Here is a 23,513-nt window from a genome sequence, read left to right as displayed (position 1 = left end):
GGTAAGCCCGCCGGGATGCCCCGGCGGGCGAGCCACCACGTCGATTCCAGCGGGGGCTAGCTGGAGGTGCTCAGTCGGGGATCAGCCCGTCGCCCGTGAACTGGTGTCCCGCCTCGTCGAACGTGAGGTCCGGCGGCGGCAGGATCACGTCGGACTCCTCGAGCTCGTCCTCACCCAGCGGCGTGCCGTCGGAGCGCACGAGCTCGAGCAACTGCTCGAAGATCTCGTGGAAGCGCTCTTCCTCGCCCGCCTCGACGGCGGCCACCGCCTCGTTGTCGAGGTCATTGAGCCGGTCGGCATCTCCGTCGGGCAAGCGGTACTGGCCCTCCGTCGAGATCCGTACGATCACGCGGGACGCTCCTGCTGGGGTGTTCCTTCGCCGGACTCCAGCGCCTGCGGCGCGGAACCCTGGCCGAGCTCTGCCTTCATCTTCGCCAGGTCGTCGTCCACCGCGGATGACGAGGTCAGCTCATGCAGCTGACGGTCGATGTCGTCCTGCCCCGCGGTGAGCGAGAGCTGGTCGTCGAACGCGCCCGAGGCCTCGAGCTCGTCCATCGCGTTCGCACGGGCGCGCATGTTCTCGGTCTTGTCGACCGCGCGCTGCATCGCCATCCCGACGTCCGCCATCTCCTCGCCCACGCCCGACGCGGCCTCGGAGATCTTCACGGAGGCCTCGGCGGCGGAGTACTGCGCCTTGATGACCTCCTTCTTGGTCCGGAACTGGTCGATCTTCGTGCGCAGCGTCTGCTCCTTGGCGACGAGCTGCTGCTGCTGGCTCTCGAGCTCCTGGACCTGGCCGTCGAGCGACTGCAGCTCGCCCTGGGCGAACTGCTTGCGCTCCAGCGCCACGCGCGCGAGATCCTCGCGGTTCTGCGCGAGCGCCTGACGCGCCTGCGTGTCGAGCTTGACGACCTGCTGCTCGAGCTTCTGCTGCTGCAGCTGGAGGCGCTTCTTGGAGGTGACGACGTCGGCGATGCCCTTCTTGACGTTCTGGAGCAGCTCCATCTGCTTCTGGTAGCTGTACTCCAGCGTCTCGCTCGGGTCTTCCGCCCTGTCGAGCAGCTTATTGATCTTCGCCTTGATAACGGTGGAGAACCGTCCGGACATGCCGGCCACGGCACCTCCCTCATGGTCGGACTTTGGGGTCCGACAAGGGTACCTAGATGAGCGAGGCTAGAACCCGACGGGGTGGCGCCGCTTGAACCCGCGCGTGGTGCGGGGTGTCGGGCGCCAGCGCGGACCGCGCTGGAGCGCCTTCTTGAAGCCGGCCGCCTTCATCGCCCGCGCCGTCACGCCGGCCGCGCTCGTGTCGAGCCGCAGGCCCGCGATCACGGCGAACGCGTGGCCCGGGTTCGTGTAGACGGTGATCCACTGGCCGGCGCCCGCCTCGCCCCACTTCAGGAACGAGCTGGAGTCCAGCGGCGTGTCGAGCAGCCCACCGCCGTGCAGCGCGTAGGAGACGGTGCCGGAGCAGTCGTAGCCGTCGTCTTCGAAGCTTCCGTGCCCCCCGCCGTAGATGTAGGGCTTGTCCTGGATCTTGTTGGCGGTCCAGACGGCGGCCTGGACCTGCGGCGGCGCATCGGCCGGGGCCGCGGCCGTGCCGTCGGGCAGCAGCTTCGCGACGGCGCCGGGCGTCGTCAGGTCGACCATCGGCGGCGGAGGCGGCGGGAACTGCGCGCCGCCCGCGGCGGAAGGTGCCGGTGCCTGCGCCATCGCGGCGGCAGGAACGAACAGCAATGACATCGATGTCAGGGTGAGCGCGAGCGCCCGCAGGGAGAACAAGCCGTATTCCTCTTTCGTCGGCCTGCGGGGTTAGCTGACGGGCTAGCGCTGAAAGAGCATGCGCTTCGCATCGACCAGGATGCGATTCGCCCCAAACAACTTGGGTCCCCCGCCCCCGGAGACCAACCGGGGCTCGGCGTGCGCGGCAAGTTATACGAAGCCGCGGTCTTATGTCCAGTCGCTGACACCCACAGGTCGGCGGGCGCCACTTCCAAGCGTCATCGGTCCTGACTGCGCCTGGCTTTAGCCGCGTTCCAAAGCTGGCGCATGAACGCTCTGGCCCGGATCTCCCGGTCGTCCACTAGCCTCGTGGCCGTGCGATTCCTGGGAATCCTCGCGCTGCTCTGCGCGCTTGCGCCGGCCGGCTGCGGTGGCGGCGGCTCGGACAAGAAGGGCACCGCCGCGGACGCGCCGGTGATCGGCGCGACCGGCGACGAGGTCCCGCAGCAGGGGCCGCCGCTCGGTTACCCGGTCGTCGCGAGCAAGAACACCACGCGCGTGGCGGGCGGCGACGCCATCGCCGACGCGGCCGGCGTCGCGCTCGCGGCGTTCCCGGAGGCCAAGCCGCAGGCGGTCGTCGTCGTCGACGTCAACGACTGGCGGATGGGCATCGCCGCCGCGGTGCTGGCGAGCGCGCCGATCAAGGCGCCCGTCCTGTTCGCGAGCGGCGACAAGCTGCCCGACGCGACAAAGGCGGCGCTGGACCGGCTCGCCCCGACGGGAGCCAAGCAGGCCGGCGGCGCGCAGGTGATCCGCATCGGGACCAAGGCGCCGGTCGAGGGCTTCCGCACGACCGACATCGCGGCGGCCGACCCGGCGGCGCTGGCGGCGGCGGTGGACCGGCTGCAGGCGGCCGCGGTGGGCGCGCCGTCGGACGTCGTGCTGCTCGCCTCGGCCGACCGGCCGGAGTACGCGATGCCGCTCGCCGGTTGGGCGGCGAAGGCCGGCGACCCGATCCTCTGGGTCACGCGCGACGCGATCCCGCCCGAGACGGCGGCCGCGCTGCGCACGCACCGCAAGGTCAAGCTGTACGTGCTCGGGCCGGCGGACTCCGTGTCGGACGCGGTGCTCGGCCAGCTCGGCAAGCTCGGGAAGACGAAGCGGATCGCGGGTGGGGATCCGATCGCCACGGCGATCGCGTTCGCGCGCTACTCCGACTCCGGATTCGGCTGGAACGTCGTCGATCCCGGGCACGGCCTCGTCTTCGCGTCCACCCGCCGCCCGCAGGACGCGGCGGCGGCCGCGGCGCTCTCGGCCTCGGGCACCTACGGGCCGCTGCTGCTGCTCACCGACGCGGGCGTCCTGCCCCAGCCGCTTCAGGACTACCTGCTCGACATCCAGCCCGGCTACACCGACGACCCCGTGCGCGGCGTCTACAACCACGGCTGGATCGTCGGCGACGAGAGCGCGATCGCGGCCGCCGTACAGGCGCGCATCGATACCCTGCTGGAGATCCAGCCCGTCGACACCGGAGCCCCCTGAAATGGCCGAAGCCGAGCAGCCTGAGCGTGCGAACCGTCCCGTCACGGTGGACGACGTGCGCCAGCTGATGGGCAGCTCGACGCCGCACTTCGCGCTGCAGCTGCGCAACCGCATCCGCACGCTGATCGCGGGCCTGCCGCCCGACGATCCGGCGCGCCTGCTGGGCGAGGGCGAGATCGCGCGGCTGGAGCGGCTCGGGTTCACGGGCGAGGTCCGCGGCGAGCCGGCGCAGCCGGGCGTCCCCGCGCTGGCCAGCGTGAGCGAGCACGAGCAGCCGCGCTACATCCCGGGCGCGACGCGAGGCTGAGGGAGGCCGCCGCGCAGCCGCACAGCGGGAACGAGACGCGCGCCGCACGCGAGTTGCGCGCGCTCTTCGCCTTCGCCCTGCGCGCCTCCTCCGGGCGCGGCCCGCACGCCGAGGCCGCCCGCAACGTCGTGCTCGCGATCCTGCTCGCGCAGCTGCTCGCGGGCGCCGGCCACGACGGCCCGCCGCATGCCGCGATGCGCGCCCCGCGCCACGACCGCCCGCGCCGCCACCGGCAGCCGCATCGCGACACTTTGTCAGGACGTCGCCCTCGCGGCTGACCGAAGCTCAACCGGTCGGCGGTCATGGCCGATGTCCTTGATGTGACCGCCCCAGTCCTCGACACCGCCGCTGCCGCCGAGGTGGTGGTGGCGCGCCAGCCGATCCTCGACCGCGACGAGCAGATCGCCGGCTACGAGCTGCTCTTCTCCGCGTCCTCCGGCCGCGCGGTGGCGGCCCACGCGCACGACGCGACGGCCCGGGTGCTCGTGCAGTCCGTCGCCGACGTCGGGCTCGAGCACGTCGCCGAGGACCATCCCGCGCACGTCAAGCTCACGCGCGAGGTGCTCGTGGCGGTGCGGCCGCTGCCCCTGCCGCCCGAGCGCGTCGTGGTCGGGCTCGACGGCAACCACGGCGCCGACATCGCGCTGCTGGCGGTGCTGTCGGAGCTGCGCGAGGCGGGCTTCACGGTCGCGCTCGACGGATTCCGCTCCGGCGCCGCCTGGGAGTCGCTCTCGCGGCACGCGCGCATGGTCAAGCTCGACATCCGCGAGGTCACCGGCGACGGGCTGCTGCGGACGCTCGACTTCCTGCGCGCGCGCGAGCTCACGCTGATCGCGCGCGGGGTCGACACGCGCGAGGACTACGACGTCTGCCGCGCGCTCGGCTTCGACGCCTTCCAGGGCCTGTTCTTCGCGCAGCCGGCGCTCGTCGCGGGGCGCTCGGGGCCGACGCACCGGCTCGGCACGCTCGCGTCGCTCGTCGCGCCCGGCGCGCGCGTCGGCTTCGAGCAGCTCGAGCAGATGATCTCCCAGGACGCCGGGCTCGCCCACAAGCTCGTGCGCCTCTCGAACTCCGCCTTCATCGGCGTCCGGCACGAGATCTCATCGGTCCGCCAGGCGCTGATGCTGCTCGGCACGGTCGCGGTGCGCCGGTGGGCGATGCTGCTCGTGCTCGCCGGCCTCAACGACCGCCCGCACCACCTGCTCGCGGTCGGGCTGTTGCGCGCACGGCTGTGCGAGCTGCTGGCGGGCCGCGGGGCCGAGCCCGAGCGGGCGTTCACCGTCGGCCTCTTCTCCGTCGTCGACGCGCTGCTGGACACGCCGATGGACGACGTGCTCGCCGAGCTGCCGTTCGACGCGCGGACCACCGACGCCCTGACACGCCGCGACGGGCCCGAGGGCGGGCTGCTCGACGCCGTGGTCGCCTACGAGAACGGCCACTTCGAGGTCTGCGCCCGCCAAGGGCTCGCGCTGGCCGAGATCGGCCGGACGTACCGCGAGGCGTTGGCCTGGACGGAGGCCACCGCGCCGCATCTCGTCTAATTCCTGTCCGCTTCTCCCCACCACCAACCCGTAGGACCCCGCCTCGGCCTCGCCCCCGGGCGGACCCGGGGGCGAGGCCGTCGGGTGCGCGCACTAGCGTCTTGGCGATGCTGGAGCGGCCTGACGGGATCCCAGGGCTGGAGCTGACCGGGCCGTGGGCCGTCGGGCACTACGCGGCGCGGCTTCGCGAGCGCCTGCGCGAGTTCACGCGCGTGCAGGTCTTCGGCGAGGTCTTCGGCTTCAAGGCCGGGCGCGCGAAGGTGTGGTTCGAGCTGCGCGACGCCACCGGGGCGCTCGCGTGCTCGATGTGGCGCAAGGACTTCGACGCGCTCGGGATCGGCGCGCTCGCCGACGGCGCGCAGGTCGTGGCGGCCGGCGGCTGCGACTACTACCCCGGCTCGCGCACGGCGTCGCCGTCGTTCTCGTTCGCGGTCACGGGCCTGCGCGTGGCGGGCGAGGGCGACCTGCTGGCGCAGCTCGAGCAGCTGCGCCGGCAACTGCACGCCGAAGGCCTGTTCGAGCCGCAGAAGCGGCTTCCCCGCGCGACGCTGCCGCGCTGCATCGGCGTCGTCACCGGCGAGTCGGGCAAGGCGCGCGACGACGTGCTGGCCGGGTTGCGCCGTCGCGGCTGGCAGGGCCGCGTCGTGTGGGCGTTCGCGCCGGTGCAGGACCGCCACGCGGCACCGGCCGTCACGCGCGCGCTGCAGGATCTGGCGGCGTGCGCGGAGGTCGAGGTCGTCGTGGTCGCGCGCGGCGGCGGCTCGCTCGCCGACCTGTTCGCGTTCTGCGACGAGACGCTGTGCCGGACGGTCGCGCTGCTGCGCGTGCCGGTGATCGCGTCGGTCGGCCACCACACGGACCGCACGCTGCTCGACGACGTCGCGGCCGTCGCGTGCTCCACGCCGACGCACGCCGCCGAGGCGGCCGTGCCCGTCGACTGCGCCGCCGCCCGCGCGGGGCTCGCGCTCGCCGCCGCACGGCTCGAGCGCCAGGGCCGCCGCGCCGTGGTCGACCGTGCGCGCATCCTTGCCCGCCTCTCGCGCGCGCCCGCGCACCACGTCGCGCGCCACCGCACTCGGCTGCACCAGCTCGCGCGCGAGCTGCGCGCCGTCACGCGGCGGACGGTCGCCGAGGGCGATCGCGCGACGACGGCCCGGGCGGCGAGCCTGGCGCGCAAGGCCGGCGCGGAGGGCGTCCGCATCGCGCGGGCGGAGCTGCCGGCGCCGGCGCTCGAGCGCGCCGCGGCCACCGCGCGTGAGCGCCGCCGGCGCGAGCTGGACCGCATGCTCGCCACGCTCGCCGCCCACGACCCGCAGCGCACGCTCGAGCGCGGGTACGCGCTCGTCGAGGACGCCGCCGGCGAGCCGGTCACCTCGGCGGCCGCCGCGCGCGAGCAGGACGCGCTCGTGGTCCGGCTGCACGACGGGCGGGTCGACGTGAAGCCGGACGGGCGCTCGCTCTTCTGACCGACCGACACGCGCATCGTCGCCGCAGCCGGCGTCGTTGCGTCTTAAGGGGGCGAGTCCGTCCGTGCGGCGGGTACTCTCGGTGATCGATGGCTGACGGCGCGGACACGCTCACCTACGAGGCCGCCGGCGCACGGCTGGAGGCGATCATCGCGCGGCTGGACTCCGGCGAGGCCGGCCTGCGGGAGACGCTCGAGCTGTGCCGCGAGGGGCGGACGCTCGTGGAGTTCTGCGCCACCGAGCTGGAGGCGGTCGGCCAGGGGCTCGAGGAGCTGCGGCTCGACGAGCTCGTCGCGCGGCTCGAGGCCGGCCGGACCTAGCCGCCGACGCGCACGATCGTCCGGCCCCGGTTCTCGCCGCGCAGGATCGCCGAGAGCGCGTCCTCGAGGTCGTCGAGCCCGACTTCGCGCGCGTCGAGGTGGCGCGGGCGCAGGTCGCCCGCGATCCGCATCCACGTCTCGATCCGGTCGCCGATCGGCGTCTGCGCCGAGTCGATGCCGAGCAGGGCGACCGCGCGCAGGATGAACGGCAGGACCGTCAGGCCCTCGAGCGCGATCCCGCCGGTGTTGCCCGACGCCGCGACCGCGCCGCCGTACTGGAGCCCGCGCAGCACGCCGGGGAGCATGGCGCCGCCGACGCAGTCGACCGCGCCGGCCCACTGCGACTTCGCCAGCGGCCGCGAAGCGTCGCCGATGACGTCCTCGCGCGAGATGACCGAGGTCGCGCCGAGCTCGCGCAGGAAGTCGTCCGCGTCCTTGCCCGATGACGCCACGACCTCGTAGCCACGGCCCGCCAGCATGTCGACGGCCATCGAGCCGACGCCGCCGGTCGCGCCCGTCACCAGCACGGGCCCGTCCTCGGGCGTCAGGCCGCGTCGCTCCAGGCTGAGGATCGACAGCGCCGCCGTGTATCCGGCGGTGCCGATCGCCATCGCGTCGCGCGCCGAGAGCCCCGGCGGCAGCGGCACGACCCAAGCCGCCGGCACGCGCGCGTACTCCGCGAAGCCGCCGTGGTGCGACATGCCGAGCTCATAGCCGTGGGCGAGCACCTCCTCGCCCTCCGCGAACGCGGCGCCGGTGGGCGCCTCCTCGACCACGCCCGCGAGGTCGATCCCCGGCACGAGCGGCGAGACGCGCGCGACGCCGCCCCTCGGGATCGTCGCCAGCGCGTCCTTGTAGTTCACGCTCGACCATGCGACGCGCACCAGCACGTCGCCGTCGCCGAGCTCCTCGAGCTCGCGCACGCCGCGCGCGACCCCGTCATCGCCCTTCTCCGCAACGAACGCCCGCACGGGCGCGGAGACTACGCCGTCGGAGCGCGCGAGGCGCCGGAGCCCGCTTGGGCAGGCACAGCCGGGGGGCGATCTCGCTCTAGGCCTGCGTGCCGTCGTCGGCGCCGACCAGCCCGGAGCGGACGGCCAGCAGCGCGACCTCGGCACGCCGCTCGGGACGCGGCATGTCCTCGAGGCCGAACAGCCGCGCGAGCAGGTCGAGCTCCTGCGTGACGACCGCGGGAGCGATCCCGGTCGCGTCGGCGACCTCGAGGTCGCTCGCCGGGTTGAACCCGTCGCCGTCGGCGAACAGCGGCTTGCAGAGCGCGCGCAGGATGCGCTGCTGCTGGTCGGAGAAGCGCGGCGCGGCGCTCAGCTCGCCCTGCACCATCGTCGGCCCCGGCCCGGGTTCGCCCGGCCGGTGGAAGCCGATGATCGTGCGGCCGATCTTCACCAGGTCGCCGTCGGCGAGCCGGCGGCGGCCGGCGAGCCGCAGCCCGTTGACCCAGGTGCCGTTCTGCGACCAGCCGTCGTCGCAGATCGTCCACTCGCCCGCGCGCAGCGACAGCTCGGCGTGCAGCCGCGAGGCCTCCGGGTCCCACGGCAGCGAGATGTCCGCCTCGTAGCGGCGGCCGACGGTGATCGCGTCCGCGTCCTCGTCGAGCGTGAAGATCCGCTGCTGCCCGTCGCCGTCGCGGAAGAGCAGGAACGGGTGCCCGCGCTCCAGCGCCGCGCGGCGCTCCTCGACTTCCTCAGGGGTCCGGCTTCCGAGCGTGACGGGCGACTCCATGAGCCGGTGACCCTACGCCCGACGCCTCGCGCGGGCAAGTCAGCCGGGCGCCGGCCGGGCGGCCGGCGCCGGGCGCGGGAAGAACTAGACGCGCTGGATGAGCGTGCCGGTACCGAGGCCGCCGCCGCAGCACATCGTCACGAGGCCGGTCTCCTTGTCGGAGCGCTCGAGCTCGTGCAGCAGGGTCGTGATCAGCCGCGCGCCGGTCGAGCCGAGCGGGTGCCCGATCGCCATCGCGCCGCCGTTGACGTTGACGCGGTCCATGTCGGGTCCGAGCTCGCGCTGCCACGCCAGCACGACCGGGGCGAACGCCTCGTTGATCTCGATCAGGTCGATGTCGCCGATCTGCATCCTGTTGCGCTCGAGCAGCTTGCGCGTCGCGGGGATCGGCCCGGTGAGCATGATCACCGGGTCCACGCCGACCGTCGTCTGGTCGACGATCCGCGCGCGCGGCGTGACGCCGAGCTCCTTCGCCTTGTCGGCCGACATCAGCAGCACGGCGGCCGCGCCGTCGGAGATCTGCGACGAGTTGCCGGCGGTGACCTTCCCGTCCGCCTTGAAGGCCGGCTTGAGCGCCGCGAGCGCCTCCAGCGAGGTGTCCGGGCGGATGCCCTGGTCGGACACGTAGGTGTCGCCATTGACCCTGAACGGGATCGTCTCGCGCTCGAAGCGGCCCTCCTCGGTCGCGCGGTGGGCGAGCTGGTGCGAGCGCAGCGCGAGCTCGTCCAGCTCGTGGCGGGGCAGCTCCCACTTGTCGGCGATCATCTCCGCCGAGAGGCCCTGCGGCACGAGCGCGTAGCGCTCCAGCAACTCCGGCGGGTACGGCGAACCGACGTCCTCGGTCCACTTGAAGCCGATCCCCATTGGAATATGGCCCATGTGCTCGACGCCGCCGCCGATCGCGACGTCGTGCACGCCGGACGCGATCAGCGCCGCGGCGAAGTTCACCGCCTGCTGCGCCGAGCCGCACTGGCGGTCCACGGTGGTCGCCGGCGTCTCCATCGGCAGGCCGGCCTGCAGCCACGCGTTGCGCGTGACGTTGAACATCTGCTCGCCGTACTGCTGCACGCAGCCGCCGATCACGTCCTCGACCTCGGACGGATCGATCCCCGCGCGCGAGACCACCTCGGCGAACGTGCGCCCGAGCAGCTCGTTCGGATGGACGTCCTTGTAGTAGCCCTTCTCCGGGTGCCCGCGCCCCACGGGCGTGCGGGCGGCTTCGACGATCACGACTTCACGGCCGGACTGCGGCATATCGGCTCCTCCGGGAGATCTAAGCCGTAGTCTACGACGTTGACTGGCCAGTCAATCAACACGGAGGACAGTCGTGTCGGAGCGTTTGGCTATCGCGGGATCCGGGGCCATTGCATGCGGCCTGGCGGCCGTCGCCGCCTCGCGCGGCCCGGTATCCGTATGGGCCCGCTCCGACGGCTCGTGCGCGCGCGCGAGCGAGAAGGTCAACAAGCTCTGCGAGCGGCTCGGCACCGAGCCTGACGTGACGGTGAGCCGCGACCCCGACGTCCTGGCCGGCGCGACCTTCATAGTCGAGGCGGTCGTCGAGGACGCCGAGGCCAAGGCGGCGGTCTGGCGCTCCCTCAACGGGCACCTGGGTCACGACACGGTGCTCGCCACGACGACGTCCTCACTGCCGATCGGCGCGCTCGCGCGCGCGAGCGGGCACCCGGAGCGCTTCGTCGGGCTGCACGTCTTCAACCCCGTGCCGAAGATGGACCTCGTCGAGCTCGCGTTCCCGGACGAGGCGACCGCCGCGACCCGCGACCGCGCCCGCGCGCTCTGCGCGGCGCTCGGCAAGACCGCCGTCGAGGTCCCGGACACGCCGGGCTTCGTCGTCAATCGCGTGCTGTTCCCGTTCCTCTTCGAGGCCGTGCGGTTGAAGGAGCGGACCGGGCTCGACGCCGAGTCGATCGACATGTGCATGCGTCTCGGCGCCGGGCATCCGATGGGGCCGCTCGCGCTGCTCGACCTGGTCGGGCTGGACGTGGCGGCGGCGATCGGCGAGACCATAGGCACCGAAGTGCCGGTCCTTGTGCGCCGGCTGATCGAGGAGGGCGCGCTCGGGCGCAAGACCGGCCGCGGCTTCCACGTCTATTAAGCCCGGCGGGCGAATGTTTAGCTAAGATTGAGACGCGATTGGGAACATCTCGTTTGCGACGAGTTCTCATCGCACCCCTCCTCCAGTCATTTGCGCCCGGCTCGCTCCCCTGAGCCGGGCGCGAGTGCTTTAAGGACCTGCAAAGCGCGCCGTCCAGCCTCGCGCGCCGCCATGAGAGCGGGTCGTTAAACACGAGGCGCCCGGCTCGCTCCCCTGAGCCGGGCGCTTCGTGCTTACTCGGTCGATCCTCCCCAGGATCTCCCTCTCTCTCCTCCTCAACCGCCGTTCGGCGGCAAGTTGGCTTGCGGCAAGGTAGCGCGTTGTGGGCCAATGTGCAATTCAGCACACAGTTGTTTTTCGCAACCTGTACGGAAATCTATGTCTGCTGGAGGCGCCGCTCGCGGATGCGCACGGCCTCGATCCGGTTCTCACGCACCGATTCCACGCGGATCGAATAGCCGTTATGCGTCACGACGTCGCCGCGCTTGGGCAACCGGCCGAGCTCGCCGAAGACGAAGCCGCCGACGGAGTTGTAGGCGTCGGTGTCGACCGGCAGGTGCAGCCCGTAGTCGACGAGATCGGTGATCGCGACGTGGCCGCGCACGAACCAGTCGCCGTTGGCGAGCCTGCGGACCTCGCCGCCCTGCGGGTCGGTCTCGTCGTCGATCTCCCCGACGACCTCCTCGATGATGTCCTCGACGGTCACGATGCCGGCCGTGCGGCCGTACTCGTCGATCACGACCGCGAGCGAGGAGCGCTGGCGCTGGAGGTCGGCCAGCAGGTCGTCGAGCGGCTTGGTCTCCGGGACGATCGGCACCTCGCGGACGAGCCCGTCGATCGAGGCGTGCGGGCCCTCGACCAGCAGCAGCTGCGCCAGCGCGTTGGTGTGGACGATGCCCGTGACGCGGTCGCGGTTGTCGTCCTCGGTGACGACCAGGCGGGTGTGGCCGGAGCTCACGCAGCGGCGCATCGCGGTCTCGACGTCCTCGGACAGGTCGACCGTGATCACCGCCGGCGCCGGCGTCATCACCTGGCGCGCCTGCTGCTCGTGCAGGTGGAAGACGCCCGTCAGCATCCCCGCCTCGCCCGGGTCCAGCTTGCCCCCCGTGACCGATTCCTGGATCAGCACACGCAGCTCCTCGGGCGACTCGCCCTCGTCGAGCTGCCCGGAGGTCCGCACGCCGATCATGCGCAGGATGCCGTTGGACGCGGCGTTGAGGACCGCGATGAACGGGCTGAAGATCTTCGAGAAGACCAACAGGGGCGGGGCGACGCGGCGCGCGACGCCCTCCGCGTGCTGGATGGCGAAGATCTTCGGGACCTGCTCTCCGAACGTGATGTGGATCGCCGTCGTGATCAGGTACGCCAGCGTGACCGAGACGGTCGTCGAGACCCAGTGCGGCACGTCGGTGCCGATGATGTTCTCGATCAGCCTGCCGATCGACGGCTCGCCGAGGAAGCCGAGGCCCAGCGAGGTGAGCGTGATCCCGACCTGCGCCGCCGAGAGGTAGCGAGAGAGGTCGTCCATCAGCGCGACCGCGGTCGCGGAGCCGCGCTTGCCCTCGTCGGCGTCGGTCTGGAGATGCGCCTTGCGCGATCGGACCAGCGCGAACTCGGCGGCCACGAAGAACGCGTTCAGGAGGACGAGGACCAGGACCGCCGCCAGGAGCAGGGCGATCATCGGTCCTCCCGCGCCCGCGCGGGGCGCCTACTTCGGGAGGGATCGTCGTCGTTCATCAAGGCGACGAGCGCAATGGTAGCCCGTCGATGCGCTCGGCCATCGCACGATCGTTGTCCGTGAGCTTGCCCGCGGAGTGCGTGGTGAGCTCCAGACGGACCCTGTTCCACCCGTGGATCAGGATGTCCGGATGGTGATTGGCCTCCTCGGCGGCGCCCGCGACGCGATTCACGAACGCGATCGCCTCCGCGAAGTCCTTGAATTCGTAGTCGCGAACGAGGGACTCGCCCTCCTGTCGCCATACTGCCTCTGGGGCCATGAGAATCGTCTCCCTCGTTCCTTCCGCCACCGAGACCCTGTTCGCGCTCGGCGCCGGCGACGACGTCGTCGCCGTCACGCACGAGTGCGACTACCCGTCCGCGGTGCTGAATCTACCCAAGGTCACGCGCGACGTGATCGGCCCGGGGCTGCCCCCGGACGAGATCGACCGCGCGGTCAAAGAGCTGACCGCGGAGGGTCGCTCGATCTACGAGCTCGACGAGGAGGAGCTGCGCCGCCTGCAGCCGGACCTGATCGTCACGCAGGCGCTGTGCTCCGTCTGCGCCGTGTCCGTGGATGACGTGCGGGCGATCGCCGAGCGGATGGACCCGGTGCCGGAGATCGTCTCGCTCGATCCGCACACCATCGGCGAGGTGCTCGGCGACGTCCGCACCCTCGCGCAGGCCATCGGCACCAAGGACGCCGGCGTCGACCTCGTGCAGCAGGCCGCGGCCCGGATCGACCGCGTGCGCGTCGCGATGGGCGGCGTGGACCGCGTGCGCGTCGCCGCGATCGAGTGGCTGGACCCCGTGTTCGTCGGCGGCCACTGGGTCCCGCAGCTGATCGACTACGCCGGCGGCGAGGACCTCCTCGGCCTCCCCGGTGAGCCGTCGGAGGAGCGCTCCTGGGACGAGCTCAAGGCCGCGCGGCCCGAGGTCGTCGTCGTGATGCCGTGCGGCTATGACGTCGAGCGCGGGTTCGAGGAGGCCCAGTACTACGGCGACGAGCTCGAGGAGCTCGGCGCCCGCAAGGTCGTGATCGCCGACGCCTCGGCGTGGTTCTCCCGGCCCGGCCCGCGGCTCGTCGACGGGCTGGAGTGGCTGGCGCACGTGCTGCACCCGGACCGCATGCCCGAGCCGCCCGCGGGCGTGCGCGAGCTGGTCCTGGCCTAGGCGACCGCGAACGACGCGGCGATCGCCGCCGCGCTCAGCACGACGCACGCCGCGAGGCCGGGGATCGTCGACCCGCGTCGCTGCGCGAAGTACTCCATCACCGCGCCGGCGATGCCGCCGCCGATCAGCCCGCCGATATGGCCGCCGATCGAGATCCCGCCGACCAGGAACGTGAAGACCAGGTTGAACAGGATCAACGGCCCGATGCCGTTGCGCATCACGTCGATCCCGCGTGCGCGGCCGATCATGAATGCGGCGCCGAAGAGGCCGAAGATCGCGCCGGAGGCGCCCGCGGTGAGCGAGTCCGGCGTGATCAGCAGGGCGCCGAACGAGCCGCACAGCATCGAGGCGAAGTAGATCGCCGCGAAGCGCACGTGCCCGAGCGACGGCTCGAGCTCGCGCCCCAGCCACCACAGCACGTACATGTTCAACGCGATGTGCAGCAGCCCGTAGTGCAGGAAGCCGCTGGTGACGAGCCGCCACCAGTCGCCCGCCGCGACGTCGGGCCCGTTGAGCGCGAAGTTCTGGTACACCGAGCCGCCCTGGGACCCGCCGAGCGCCGAGCCGCTGGAGCTCGTGCCGATGTAGACCAGCACGTTGATCGCGATCAGCGCGTAGGTCACGATCGGGTCCACGGCGATCGTGCGCGCGCTCCGCACCCGGGTCTTCTGGCGCGCGCACTCGGGGCAGCGCATGCCGACCGGCGTCGCGGTCATGCAGTCCGGACAGATCGGGTTCCCGCAGTTCGAGCAGGACACGCCCGTCTCGCGGCTCGGGTGGCGGTAGCAGGTGGCCATTCGCGGGCGACGCTAGCAGTGGTGCTTTAAGGGTAGATTCGCTCACCCGCCGCGCACATCGCGGCGAACTTGCCGATCCGGCGGGCGCGTGTCTCGGGCTTCTTGGCCGTCTGCACGCGATGGAGGATCGCATAGCGGTTGCGGGAGTTGAGCGCGTCGAAGAACGCGCGGCCGCCGGCCCCCTCGAGCGCCTCCGCGAGGTCGTCCGGGACCGTCGCCGTGCTCGCGGCGTCGTAGGCCCCGTCCCAGCGGCCGTCGGCCTTCGCGCGCTCGACCTCGGCGAGCCCGGACGGCCGCATCGCGCCGCTCGCGATCAGCGCCTCGGCCTTGGCGCGGTTGACCTTCGACCAGATGCTGCGCTTCGTGCGAGGCATGAAGCGCTGGCACCAGTGCGTCTCGTCGCCGACGCCCTTCTGCGCGTCGATCCAGCCGAAGCACAGCGCGGCCTCGAGCGCCTCGGCGTGCGAGATGCCCGGAGCGCCGGACCGCGCGCGCGGGAACAGGACCCACACGCCCTCCGCCGGCGGGTCGTCCTCCAGCCATGCCTCGAGCTCCTGGCGGGAGGCGAAGTAGCGGCGCATCAGCGGGACCACCAGGTCATCTTGGCAGCGACGACCGCGGCCGTGCGCGCGGCGCGCCCACGCGGATCAGCGGTCGGGCGCCAGATCGTCGAACACGCGCAGGGCCTCACGCGCGACGTCGCGCGCGGTCCGGCCCGCGAGGTCGACCACACCGCGCGCGGCGGCGCGGCGCTTGTGCCGGCGGCGCTGCGTGCGCAGCACGACGAGGCCGGCCGCGGCGCCGCCGCCGACCACGACCGCGGCGGCCGGGCCGATCGCGGCGCGCGGCCAGTTGCGCGGGTCCTTCAGGCCCGCCAGCTCCCAGCCCTCGAGCTCGTCGGCGGCCAGCTCGACGATCGAGTCCAGCGTCCGCTCGACGCGCTCCTGCAGCTCGACCGGCGGGTCGACCGGCGCGAGCGCGCGCCTGAGCGCGGCCTCGAGGTCGCCGAACGTGTCCGGGCTCACCGGCGACCACCGTCGCTCGTCGCGACGGCCGCTTCGAGCATCGCTTCGCAGATGCTCATGCGGTCACCCCGCGGGCCTCGCGCCGTTGGCGTCCTTGTGGACGATCTCCTCGAGCTGCCGGATGGCACGGTGCAGCAGCACCTTCGTCGCGCCGTCGGTGCGGCCAAGCGCCCGCGCGATCTCGCGGTTGTCCATCCCCAGCGCGAAGCGCATGATCAGCGCCTCGCGGCGGTCGTCCGGCAGTTGCTGGACGCCGCGCAGGATGCGCGCCAGGTCGTCGCGATCCTGCACCAGCGCCTCGGTCGTGTGCGGCGTCGAGATCGCGCCCGCGTCGTCGATGTTCGTCTGCGGACGGCGCGAGCGGTCGCGGTAGTAGTTCGCCGCGAGGTTGTGCGCGATCCGGATCAGCCACGGGCGCAGCGGCCGCCCCTGCGACTCCTTCTGCGCGCGCTCGAAGTGCCGGTACGCCTGCAGGAACGTCTGCTCGGTCAGGTCCTCGGCGTCGTGGTGGTTGCCCACCCGGTAGTACGAGTAGGAGTAGACGTCCCGCAGGTGCGCCTTGTAGAGCTCCGCGAAGGCGGCGTCGAGCGTCGCTTTGTCCCTGCGCGCGGAGTCGGGTGCAGCGGACATCTCCCACGGACACTACCCCTGGTCTACCAGCCGGCGCTAGGCAGCCGACGCCTTCGCGTTCGCCTTGGTCGCAACCACCGGCGCCGTCAACGACGCCCTCCAGCGCTCGGGCTCGACGCTGCCGGCGATGATCCCGGCGAGGCCGTGCAGCACGGGTGCCGCGACGCCCGCCTCCCGCAGCCGCTCGGACAGCAGCGGCACGGCCGCGACCGCCTCCGCCGTCTGCCCCAGCGCGGCGCAGATCTCGTCGGCGGGCACGCCGGTCGCGAGCAGCTCGCCGGCGCGGCGGTTGCGCGAGCCCTCGGCGAGCACGGTCGCCACGAGGTCCCCGGCGCCGGCGAGGCCCGCGAACGTCCCCGGACGCGAGCCGGCCCGGCGCGCGTAGGCGTCGACCTCGGCGAAGACCTTCCCGGCGGCGGCGCCCGCGGCGTTGGGGCCGGCGGAGCCGGCCGCGGCGGCGGCGAGCGCGGCCGCGTTCTTCGCGCAGCCGGCGAGCTCCACGCCTACCACGTCGCCGGTGTGCGTGACGTCGAGCCCCGCGGCGGCGAGCGCGTCGATCACCTGGCGCGCGAACGCGGCGTTGTGCGTCGCGAGCACGAGCGAGGCGCCGGCCTCGAGCGCGCCGCCCGCGTGCCCGGGGCCGCCGAGCGCGCCGATCGCCCAGCTGCGCGTCCGCTCGGCGACGAAGGCGCTCGGCAGCGAGCCCAGCGGCGGGACGAGCCCCTTGGCGAGCATCAGCACGCCGGTGCGCGGCGCGATCCCCGGCGCGTGCTCGGCGACCGCGGCGGGGAGCTCGGCGGCGGGCACGGCGAACACGACGAGGTCGTAGCGGCCGAGCTCGAGCTCGGACGCGCGCACCGGATGCACGCGCGCCGGGAGGTCGACGCCCGGGAGATAGCGCTCATTGGTGCGCGCGCCCGCGAGCAGCTCGGCCTGCACCGCGGTGCGGCAGCCGAGGTCGGCGTCGATCCCGGCGCGGGCGAGCATGACGGCGAAGGCCGTTCCCCACGAGCCGCCGCCGACGATCGCGGCGCGGCGCAGCGGCGGCAGGCCGCCGAGCCACTCCCACTGGAGCATGATGTTCGGCCAGATGCGGTCGGTGACGCGGGCGGCGATCGGGCCGGTCGCCGCCTCCATCTTCGGGAAGCGCAGCGGGCTGCCGGCGCGCACGCGGATCTTGTGCGGGCGGATGCGCCAGCCCTTGCGCACCGCCTCCGTGCCGATCACCGCGATCGGGACGACGGGCGCGCCGGACTCGAGCACGAGGCGCCCGACGCCTCGCTTGGGCTTGCCGAGCGCGCCGGGGCGGATGCGCGTGCCCTCAGGGAAGATCAGCAGCGGATCGCCGCGGTCCAGGATCGCGCGCGCGGTCTGGACCATCTCCGCGTCGGCGGCGCCGCGGTTGACGGGGAACGCGCCGAGCGAGCTGATGAACCAGCCGAAGAGGCGGTTGTGGAAGAGCTCTTCCTTGGCCACGTAATAGACGGGCCGGCGGCTCATCAGGCCGATGATGAACGGGTCCAGGAACGAGCGGTGGTTGGACGCCAGGATCACCGCCCCGCGCTCGGGGATGTGCTCGCGCCCGATGCGCGACAGCCGCCAGTAGAGATGCGCGAACGGCTGCAGCAGCATGCGCATGATCCAGTAGACGATCGGGTTGACGCCGCGGCTGCGCGCGCGCTTGTGGAAATGGGCGTGATCCATTGGACTCCGGTCTTGCTTCCTGCTCCTCGGTGCTTCGTACACCGGGCGTCTCGGGGTCGTTACAGTGGCCTTCATGGCCGTGGACCGGACGAGGACAGTGCGCGGAGCCCTCGCCGGGGCGACCGCGGCCGCCGTGTGGGCGGCGCAGCAGCCGCTCGACAGGCGGGTCTTCGGCGTCGCGTACGACGACGCCGACCTGCTCGGGCGCTTCGTGACGCGCAGCCGCGCGGCGTATCCGATCGGACTCTCGCTGCACCTCGTCAACGGCGCGGTGTTCGGTGCGATCTACGCGAACGTGCGCTCCTCGCTGCCCGCGCCCGCGGCGCTGCGCGGTCCGCTCGCCGGACTCGTGGAGCATCTCGCGACGTGGCCCGGCACGGCCGCGATCGGCCGCGCGCAGCCGCAGCTGCCGCCGCTCTGGGGCTCAGGCCGCGCGTTCGCCCAGGCCACGTGGCGGCACCTGCTCTTCGGCGCCGTGCTCGGCGAGGTCGAGCGGCGCCTGAACCCGCCTGACAGCGAGCCGCGCCCCGTGGACGCGACCACGGCGGCCTCCAACGGCCACGGGTCGGCGGAACACCTCGTCACGTTCTCGCCCAACTAGTGCGCGCGGCCGTCAGTAGGGCGAATGCCTCGCCCGCCGGCGAGCGAAGCGGTGGCGAGCTTGCGGGACAGGGTCGTACTCCCGGACGGGTCCGCTAGGTGGCGCGGGTACTGATCACGGGCGCCTCGGGGTTCGCGGGGCGCCATCTGGTCGACGCCTGCGCCGCCGCCGGCGATGAGGTGATCCCCGCGCCGCCCGCCTCCGAGGCCGACCTGCGCGACCCGGGCGCGGTGCTGCGAGTCGTCGCCGGCGCGCGGCCGGACGTCATCTACCACCTCGCCGCGCAGGCGCACGTCGGGCGCTCGTGGGAGCAGCCGGCGGAGACGATCTCGGGCAACGTCGCGATGACGCTCAACGTGCTCGAGGCGATGCGGGCGGCGGCGCGCGACGCGGTGGTCCTGCTGGTCGGCTCGGGCGAGCTGTACGGGCCGCCGGACGTGCTGCCGACCGGTGAGGACGCGCCGCTGCGGCCGCAGAACCCGTACGCGGTCTCGAAGGCGTCGGCGGACCTGCTCGGCGGCATGTACGCGAGCGCGCACGGGCTGCGGGTCGTGCGCGCGCGGGCGTTCAACCATTCCGGGCCGGGGCAGGAGCCGATCTACGCGATCGCCAGCTTCGCCAAGCAGGTCGCCGAAGGGCTCGATCGCGGCGACGACCCGGTCCACCTGACCACTGGGAACCCCGACACGCGGCGCGACTTCACCGACGTGCGCGACATCGTGCGCGCGTACCGGCTGCTCGCGGCGAGAGGCGAGCCGGGCGTCTTCAACGTCTGCTCCGGCGTGTCGCACTCGGCGCGCGAGCTGCTGGAGTCGCTTGGCCGCGTGACCGGCGTGGCGGTCGAGTTCGAGGTCAATCCCGCGCTCGTGCGCGCGCACGAGGTGATGGAGGTGCGCGGCTCGCACGAGCGCCTGCGCGCGGCCACGGGCTGGGAGCCGCAGATCCCCCTCGAGCAGACGCTGCGCGACAGCGTCGAGTTCTGGCGCGCTACGCGGTGAGCCGGTCCAGCGCCGCGCCGAACTGCTGCGCGACGACCCGCGCGCGGTCGACCTCGGCGCCCGTGAACGCCTGCGGCAGCGCGCGGTAGACCTCCAGCACCGCGAGCTCGCGGCCGCCGCAGATCACCGGCAGCATCAGCATCGCCTGGAAGCCGGCCTCCTCGAGCGCGCGCAGCTCGGCGCGATCGCTGGCCGAGTCGCCGGCGACCACCTGCCCGGGCGTCCGCTGCGCGAGCACGTGCTCGGTCGCGGGGAAGTCGGCGAGCCGCCAGCTCTGCCCGCGATGGAACCCCGCGTGGTCGGTCAGCAGCAGGAGCCGGCCCGCGTCGCGATCGACCCGCATCAACGCGACGTCGTCGGCGCGCAGGAGCGCGGCGGCGCGGCGGATCGCCTCGGGCAGCTCGCACATGCGGCTGATGCCCGAGAGATGGTCGGCGAGGTCGGCGAGCGCGTGCGCGAAGGCGCCCGCGCGCGCGACGCTCGCGACGCGCAGGCCGGCGCGGATGTCGGCGCTCGACGCGGCGGTCGCGTCCGGCTTGGGCGCCGGCCAGTCCGCCGCGGGGCGGGCGATGCCGTAGCCCTGGGCGTAGGTCACGTCGAGCGCGACGAGGGCGCGCAGGTCCTCCAGGTCCTCGACGCCCTCCGCGCACACCGCGGCGCCGGTGTCGGTGGCGAAGCTGATCAGCGCCGCGAGCAGCGCCTGGCGGCTGCGGTCGGCGTGGGCGCCGTGCACGAGCGCGCGGTCGAGCTTGAGGATGTCGGGCGCGACGCGGATCAGCTGCTGCAGGCCCGCGTACCCGGCGCCGGCGTCGTCGAGCGCGACGCGCGCGCCGCGGGCGCGGAGGCGCGCGAGCTCGCCCTCGAGCTGGCCCTCGGCGCCGAAGACCTCGTGCTCGGTCAGCTCGATCACGATGCCGCGCAGGTCCTCGGGGAGCGCAGCCTTGACGGGCGCGGAGAGCAGCGCGCGCGGTGAGACGTTGAGCGCGAGGAACGCGTTGTCGGGGCGGCCGGGCGCTTGCAGGGCGACCTCGATCGCGAGCGCCTCGAGCTCGTCGCCGAGCCCGGCGCGGTGCGCCTGCGCGAGCCACTCGTCGGGGCCGCGTTGCGGCTCGGCGTCGAAGCGCGCGAGCGCCTCGTAGCCGGCGGGGCGGCCCGTGGCGAGCTCGAGCAGCGGCTGGAAGACGATTCGGACGGCGCGCGCCTCGAGCAGGCCCGCGACCTCGGCACGCTGCTCGGTCTCCGGGCGGGCGGCGCCCGCGCCGTAGCGGCGCGTCTGGTCGCGGCCCGAGCGCTTGGCCCAGTACAGGGCGGCGTCGCCCGACTCGAGCAGCGCGGGTCCGTCGACGCCGTCGTCGGGCGCGACGGCCACGCCCGCGGAGGCGGCGAGCGGGCGCCCGCGCACGGTCAGCTCGGCGAGCGCGGCGCGGGCGCGCTCGGCCGCGTCCTCGGCGCCGTCGGCGTCGACGCCCGGAAGGATCAGCACGAACTCCTCGCCGCCGAGCCGGCCGACCGCGTCGGTCTCGCGCACGACCGACCGCAGGCGCGCGGCCGCCGCCTGGAGGATGCGATCGCCCTCGGCGTGGCCGTGCACGTCGTTGATGACCTTGAAGTGGTCGAGGTCGATCAGCACGACGCCGACAGTCCGGTTGCTCGCGAGCGCCGCGTCGAGCTCCGCCTTCAGGCGCTCCTGGCACGCGCGGTGATTGAGCAGCCCCGTCAGTCCGTCGGTCTTGACCTGCTCGCGCAGCGTCTCGCGCTGGCGCGCGGAGTCGTAGGCGAGCGCCGCCATCGTCGCGAAGCGCTCGACCAGCTCGACCTCGGCGTCGGTGAACGCGACGTCGGCGCCGGCCCGGTAGACGTTCAGCGCCCCAAGTACACGGCCCTCCGCGAGCAGCGGGACGCACACGAACGCCTCCGCCTCGTCCGGCGTGCCGGCGACGACGTTGGACAGCTCGTCGAGCATCGTGTTCGGCACGTTGCGCGTCCGCCGGTTGGCGACCGCCCAGCCGGTCGTCCCGGTCCCGAGCGGGATCACCCCGGCCATGATCTCCTCGACCCAGTTCCCGACCGCGAACACCGGCCGCAGCACCGCGGCCTCCTCGTCGATCTCGTAGACCGTCAGATCGTCATAGGCCAGCAGCGCCCGCAGATGGTGCGCGATGCGCCCGAGCGTCCCCTCGAGCGAATCGGCGGCGAGGATGCCGGCCGCGGCGTCGACGAGCGCCTCCAGCGCCGACCCGGAGCCGGCCTCGGGACGCGACTGTGCATTCACGCCACCTACATCGGACGGACGTCGCAGGGCTTTACCGGTATCTGGGCATACACTGACGACCCGCGCCGGAGTAGCTCAGCTGGTAGAGCAATCGCCTTGTAAGCGATAGGTCGTCGGTTCGAGTCCGTCCTCCGGCTCTCGCCACGGTTCCAAGGATGCGCGGCGAAGGCCGTCCCGGGCACCAGCGACCAGACCATCCGGCTCGTCCTCAACGAGCTCAAGGCCGTCGAGCAGATCAAGCCCGACGGCACCGGCCGGGGCGCAGGCCGGCGACGGCAAGCCGCGACGGCAACCGCGAAGGGCCTACACCGGCGTCCTCGTCAGGCTCGCATGCGCTGTTGGCGCCTGCGAACGTCAACGGCGGCGGGTAACGGAGGCCAAGCGCCGGGCGAGGGGGTGACGATCGCGAATCGCCGCGCCCGCCCGTGACCGGGCTCACGCCCGTATCGCGCCGTGGACGTTCGCCAGGCCTCGCCTAGGCGCGCGTCGCCGCGGCGGGCTTCTGCGCCGCCTCCCTGACGGTGACCGTCCACCCGGGGTCGCCGATCACGGCCGGCAGCGCGTCGACCACGGCGGGGTCGAACTGCGTGCCCGAGCAGCGCTCGAGCTCCGCGACGGCGTGCGACACGGGCAGCGCCCTGCGGTAGGTGCGCGTCGTGATCATCGCGTTCAGGCGGCGACGATGCGGGCGCCGAGCGGGACCTCCTCGCCGCGCAGGCCGTCCGGGTAGCCGCCGCCGTCGTAGCGCTCGTGCGAGGCGCGCACGAGCAGCCCGACGCGGGTCCCCATGCGAGTTCCATGACTCCCGACAGGTGACCTCCGCGGTCTACTCGGTTCACCTGTCAGAACGGGTGCTCAACACTTGCGGCGCGATTCGGATGCCGGGATACTGGCCGCGCTCTATCGGTCGTCCACGCGAGGAGCAGAGATGTCTGAGATGAACCGTCGCCAGTTGCTGGGCGCAGCGGGTGTCATCGCCGGAGCTGGATTGGTACCTGCCGTGGCGGCCGGAGCCGCCACCCAGGCGGCGGGCGATGCGCCAACCTTGCCAAGGTCCAGCGAGACCAACCGGTTCGACTTCTCGAACAAAGAACCACAGGTCGTGCGCGACGGGGGTACGGTCACAGAGTGCACTGGTGACAACTTCCCGGTGCTGGTGGGCAACAACGCCGCGTCGTTTCTGCTCGTGCTCAAGCCGGGAGCCGTTCGCGAGCCCCACTGGCATCCCAACGCCTGGGAGGTCGACGTCCCTCTCTCGGGGCGCGGACGGCTCGGAATCGCCAACCCGGACTCCACGTTCAGCGTCCAGGACATCCTGCCGGGTCAGATCGGGTTCATTCCCCAAGGGTACGCCCACTACATCGAGAACGTCGGGTCAGAGGACATGCGCTGGGTCGTCGTCTTCAACAACACCTATCCGGATGACATCGGTCTGTCGACGACATTCGGAGGGATGCCGACGCACACGTTCACCGACACGTTCAGCCTGCCCGAAGGTGCGCTGGCCGACGCGAACAAGCCGGACGACACACTGTTCATCGTCGAGCCGAGCTGAGCCCTGAGTTAAAGTCAACGCTGCCGCCGTGAACGTACACATAGGCGTCGAGGTGGGGCGGTATCCGGGTCGACGGTGAGCCGCCGGCTGCCGCGGAGACCTTCGGGCTCCGAGCTCGACCGCCCGCCCCGAACGTGCCAGTGCGTCCGTGGTGGCTGCGCGGTTCGCGAGGCCGCGTGATCGTTCTGGCCGGGCGTGACGAGGGGTGTGCGACGAACCTTCGAATAGTTCGAAGGTTCGTAGGGCACCCCCTTCGGCTCGTGCGCGGCGATGATCGTTCGTGCGCGAACC

The 23,513-nt window shown here is 72.8% G+C and carries 27 protein-coding genes, 1 tRNA gene and 1 riboswitch; of the genes, 12 read left to right on the top strand and 16 right to left on the bottom strand.

From position 1 onward, the window contains the following. Positions 1–70 precede the first annotated feature (70 nt). The 3 genes from pspAA to H958_RS37330 all read right to left on the bottom strand — a co-directional run bounded on the left by pspAA (position 71) and on the right by H958_RS37330 (position 1,743). Positions 71–349 (bottom strand): PspA-associated protein PspAA, encoded by a 279-nt coding sequence (gene pspAA, locus H958_RS0114435; RefSeq protein WP_028059194.1) that lies wholly within the window; start codon positions 347–349, stop codon positions 71–73. Next, a complete protein-coding gene (locus tag H958_RS0114430; RefSeq protein WP_037410135.1) occupies positions 346–1,107 on the bottom strand; it encodes a PspA/IM30 family protein in 762 nt (253 codons plus the stop codon). Before H958_RS0114430 ends, pspAA begins: the two co-directional genes overlap by 4 nt. Positions 1,108–1,173: 66 nt before the next feature. Next, positions 1,174–1,743 (bottom strand): hypothetical protein, encoded by a 570-nt coding sequence (locus tag H958_RS37330; RefSeq protein WP_156027988.1) that lies wholly within the window; start codon positions 1,741–1,743, stop codon positions 1,174–1,176. 43 nt (positions 1,744–1,786) lie between these two features. Continuing rightward, a riboswitch (cyclic di-AMP (ydaO/yuaA leader) is annotated at positions 1,787–1,931 on the bottom strand. 166 nt (positions 1,932–2,097) lie between these two features. Here H958_RS37330 and H958_RS0114420 point away from each other — a divergent pair. The 6 genes from H958_RS0114420 (at position 2,098) to xseB (ending at position 6,898) form a co-directional block, all read left to right on the top strand. Next, positions 2,098–3,264 carry a cell wall-binding repeat-containing protein gene (locus tag H958_RS0114420; RefSeq protein WP_156027987.1) on the top strand — a complete coding sequence of 389 codons (1,167 nt, stop codon included), beginning with the start codon at positions 2,098–2,100 and terminating at the stop codon, positions 3,262–3,264. Position 3,265: 1 nt separating this feature from the next. Then, complete coding sequence (locus tag H958_RS0114415; RefSeq protein ID WP_028059191.1) at positions 3,266–3,571, top strand: hypothetical protein; 306 nt, start codon at positions 3,266–3,268, stop codon at positions 3,569–3,571. 53 nt (positions 3,572–3,624) lie between these two features. Then, positions 3,625–3,849, top strand: a complete 225-nt coding sequence (locus H958_RS0114410) for a hypothetical protein (RefSeq protein WP_028059190.1) — start codon at positions 3,625–3,627, stop codon at positions 3,847–3,849. A gap of 42 nt (positions 3,850–3,891) precedes the next feature. Continuing rightward, positions 3,892–5,112, top strand: a complete 1,221-nt coding sequence (locus H958_RS0114405) for an EAL and HDOD domain-containing protein (protein WP_196807348.1) — start codon at positions 3,892–3,894, stop codon at positions 5,110–5,112. A gap of 107 nt (positions 5,113–5,219) precedes the next feature. Next, complete coding sequence (gene xseA / locus H958_RS0114400) at positions 5,220–6,578, top strand: exodeoxyribonuclease VII large subunit (protein WP_028059188.1); 1,359 nt, start codon at positions 5,220–5,222, stop codon at positions 6,576–6,578. 89 nt (positions 6,579–6,667) lie between these two features. Then, positions 6,668–6,898: an exodeoxyribonuclease VII small subunit gene (gene xseB, locus H958_RS37325; RefSeq protein ID WP_037410134.1), complete on the top strand. Its 231-nt coding sequence runs from the start codon at positions 6,668–6,670 to the stop codon at positions 6,896–6,898. Here xseB and H958_RS0114390 read toward each other — a convergent pair. From H958_RS0114390 to H958_RS0114380, 3 genes are all read right to left on the bottom strand, one after another. Beyond that, positions 6,895–7,869: an acrylyl-CoA reductase family protein gene (locus H958_RS0114390; protein WP_028059187.1), complete on the bottom strand. Its 975-nt coding sequence runs from the start codon at positions 7,867–7,869 to the stop codon at positions 6,895–6,897. The genes xseB and H958_RS0114390 overlap by 4 nt on opposite strands. Positions 7,870–7,948: 79 nt before the next feature. Next, positions 7,949–8,638 (bottom strand): FHA domain-containing protein, encoded by a 690-nt coding sequence (locus H958_RS0114385; protein ID WP_051324250.1) that lies wholly within the window; start codon positions 8,636–8,638, stop codon positions 7,949–7,951. 84 nt (positions 8,639–8,722) lie between these two features. Further along, on the bottom strand, positions 8,723–9,892 hold the full coding sequence (locus tag H958_RS0114380; RefSeq protein ID WP_028059185.1) for a thiolase family protein: 1,170 nt from the start codon (positions 9,890–9,892) through the stop codon (positions 8,723–8,725). An 85-nt stretch (positions 9,893–9,977) separates the two neighbouring features. Here H958_RS0114380 and H958_RS0114375 point away from each other — a divergent pair, with 85 nt between their 5' ends. Then, entirely contained in the window at positions 9,978–10,751 is a 774-nt protein-coding gene (locus H958_RS0114375; protein ID WP_231379249.1) for a 3-hydroxyacyl-CoA dehydrogenase family protein, read from the top strand. A 376-nt stretch (positions 10,752–11,127) separates the two neighbouring features. Here H958_RS0114375 and H958_RS37320 read toward each other — a convergent pair whose 3' ends face one another. Beyond that, a complete protein-coding gene (locus H958_RS37320) occupies positions 11,128–12,432 on the bottom strand; it encodes a hemolysin family protein (RefSeq protein WP_051324249.1) in 1,305 nt (434 codons plus the stop codon). 55 nt (positions 12,433–12,487) lie between these two features. Further along, positions 12,488–12,748 (bottom strand): 4a-hydroxytetrahydrobiopterin dehydratase, encoded by a 261-nt coding sequence (locus H958_RS0114365; protein WP_051324248.1) that lies wholly within the window; start codon positions 12,746–12,748, stop codon positions 12,488–12,490. Here H958_RS0114365 and H958_RS0114360 point away from each other — a divergent pair. Further along, positions 12,747–13,640: a cobalamin-binding protein gene (locus H958_RS0114360; RefSeq protein ID WP_028059182.1), complete on the top strand. Its 894-nt coding sequence runs from the start codon at positions 12,747–12,749 to the stop codon at positions 13,638–13,640. The two genes, H958_RS0114365 and H958_RS0114360, sit on opposite strands and share 2 nt — an antisense overlap. Here the strand turns inward: H958_RS0114360 and H958_RS0114355 are convergent. From H958_RS0114355 to H958_RS43370, 5 genes are all read right to left on the bottom strand, one after another. Continuing rightward, complete coding sequence (locus H958_RS0114355) at positions 13,637–14,437, bottom strand: rhomboid family intramembrane serine protease (RefSeq protein ID WP_028059181.1); 801 nt, start codon at positions 14,435–14,437, stop codon at positions 13,637–13,639. The genes H958_RS0114360 and H958_RS0114355 overlap by 4 nt on opposite strands. Before the next feature lie 26 nt (positions 14,438–14,463). Next, positions 14,464–15,018, bottom strand: a complete 555-nt coding sequence (locus H958_RS0114350) for a YdeI/OmpD-associated family protein (RefSeq protein WP_037410242.1) — start codon at positions 15,016–15,018, stop codon at positions 14,464–14,466. 66 nt (positions 15,019–15,084) lie between these two features. After that, positions 15,085–15,462 (bottom strand): hypothetical protein, encoded by a 378-nt coding sequence (locus tag H958_RS37315; protein ID WP_037410133.1) that lies wholly within the window; start codon positions 15,460–15,462, stop codon positions 15,085–15,087. Between the two features lie 63 nt (positions 15,463–15,525). Further along, positions 15,526–16,092 carry an RNA polymerase sigma factor gene (locus H958_RS0114340; RefSeq protein WP_028059179.1) on the bottom strand — a complete coding sequence of 189 codons (567 nt, stop codon included), beginning with the start codon at positions 16,090–16,092 and terminating at the stop codon, positions 15,526–15,528. A gap of 36 nt (positions 16,093–16,128) precedes the next feature. After that, entirely contained in the window at positions 16,129–17,796 is a 1,668-nt protein-coding gene (locus H958_RS43370; protein WP_051324247.1) for a 1-acyl-sn-glycerol-3-phosphate acyltransferase, read from the bottom strand. 73 nt (positions 17,797–17,869) lie between these two features. Here H958_RS43370 and H958_RS0114330 point away from each other — a divergent pair, with 73 nt between their 5' ends. Together H958_RS0114330 and H958_RS0114325 are read left to right on the top strand one after the other, a co-directional pair. Continuing rightward, positions 17,870–18,397 (top strand): hypothetical protein, encoded by a 528-nt coding sequence (locus H958_RS0114330; protein WP_081685887.1) that lies wholly within the window; start codon positions 17,870–17,872, stop codon positions 18,395–18,397. A gap of 98 nt (positions 18,398–18,495) precedes the next feature. Further along, positions 18,496–19,395, top strand: a complete 900-nt coding sequence (locus H958_RS0114325; protein WP_028059177.1) for a GDP-mannose 4,6-dehydratase — start codon at positions 18,496–18,498, stop codon at positions 19,393–19,395. Here H958_RS0114325 and H958_RS0114320 read toward each other — a convergent pair. Next, on the bottom strand, positions 19,385–21,667 hold the full coding sequence (locus H958_RS0114320) for a sensor domain-containing protein (RefSeq protein WP_028059176.1): 2,283 nt from the start codon (positions 21,665–21,667) through the stop codon (positions 19,385–19,387). The two genes, H958_RS0114325 and H958_RS0114320, sit on opposite strands and share 11 nt — an antisense overlap. Before the next feature lie 64 nt (positions 21,668–21,731). Here H958_RS0114320 and H958_RS0114315 point away from each other — a divergent pair. Beyond that, positions 21,732–21,804, top strand: a tRNA-Thr gene (locus H958_RS0114315). A 338-nt stretch (positions 21,805–22,142) separates the two neighbouring features. Here H958_RS0114315 and H958_RS43365 read toward each other — a convergent pair. Next, a complete protein-coding gene (locus H958_RS43365; protein ID WP_028059175.1) occupies positions 22,143–22,331 on the bottom strand; it encodes a hypothetical protein in 189 nt (62 codons plus the stop codon). A gap of 5 nt (positions 22,332–22,336) precedes the next feature. Beyond that, positions 22,337–22,456 (bottom strand): HD domain-containing phosphohydrolase, encoded by a 120-nt coding sequence (locus tag H958_RS45120; RefSeq protein WP_081685886.1) that lies wholly within the window; start codon positions 22,454–22,456, stop codon positions 22,337–22,339. 139 nt (positions 22,457–22,595) lie between these two features. Between H958_RS45120 and H958_RS45115 the strand changes: the two genes are divergently transcribed. Continuing rightward, entirely contained in the window at positions 22,596–23,222 is a 627-nt protein-coding gene (locus tag H958_RS45115) for a cupin domain-containing protein (protein WP_081685885.1), read from the top strand. Positions 23,223–23,513: the final 291 nt, after the last annotated feature.

It is taken from the genome of Candidatus Solirubrobacter pratensis, assembly GCF_000425945.1.
In the GTDB taxonomy this organism is placed as follows: domain Bacteria; phylum Actinomycetota; class Thermoleophilia; order Solirubrobacterales; family Solirubrobacteraceae; genus Solirubrobacter; species Solirubrobacter pratensis.
This window is presented reverse-complemented; position numbering and strand designations above follow the sequence as displayed.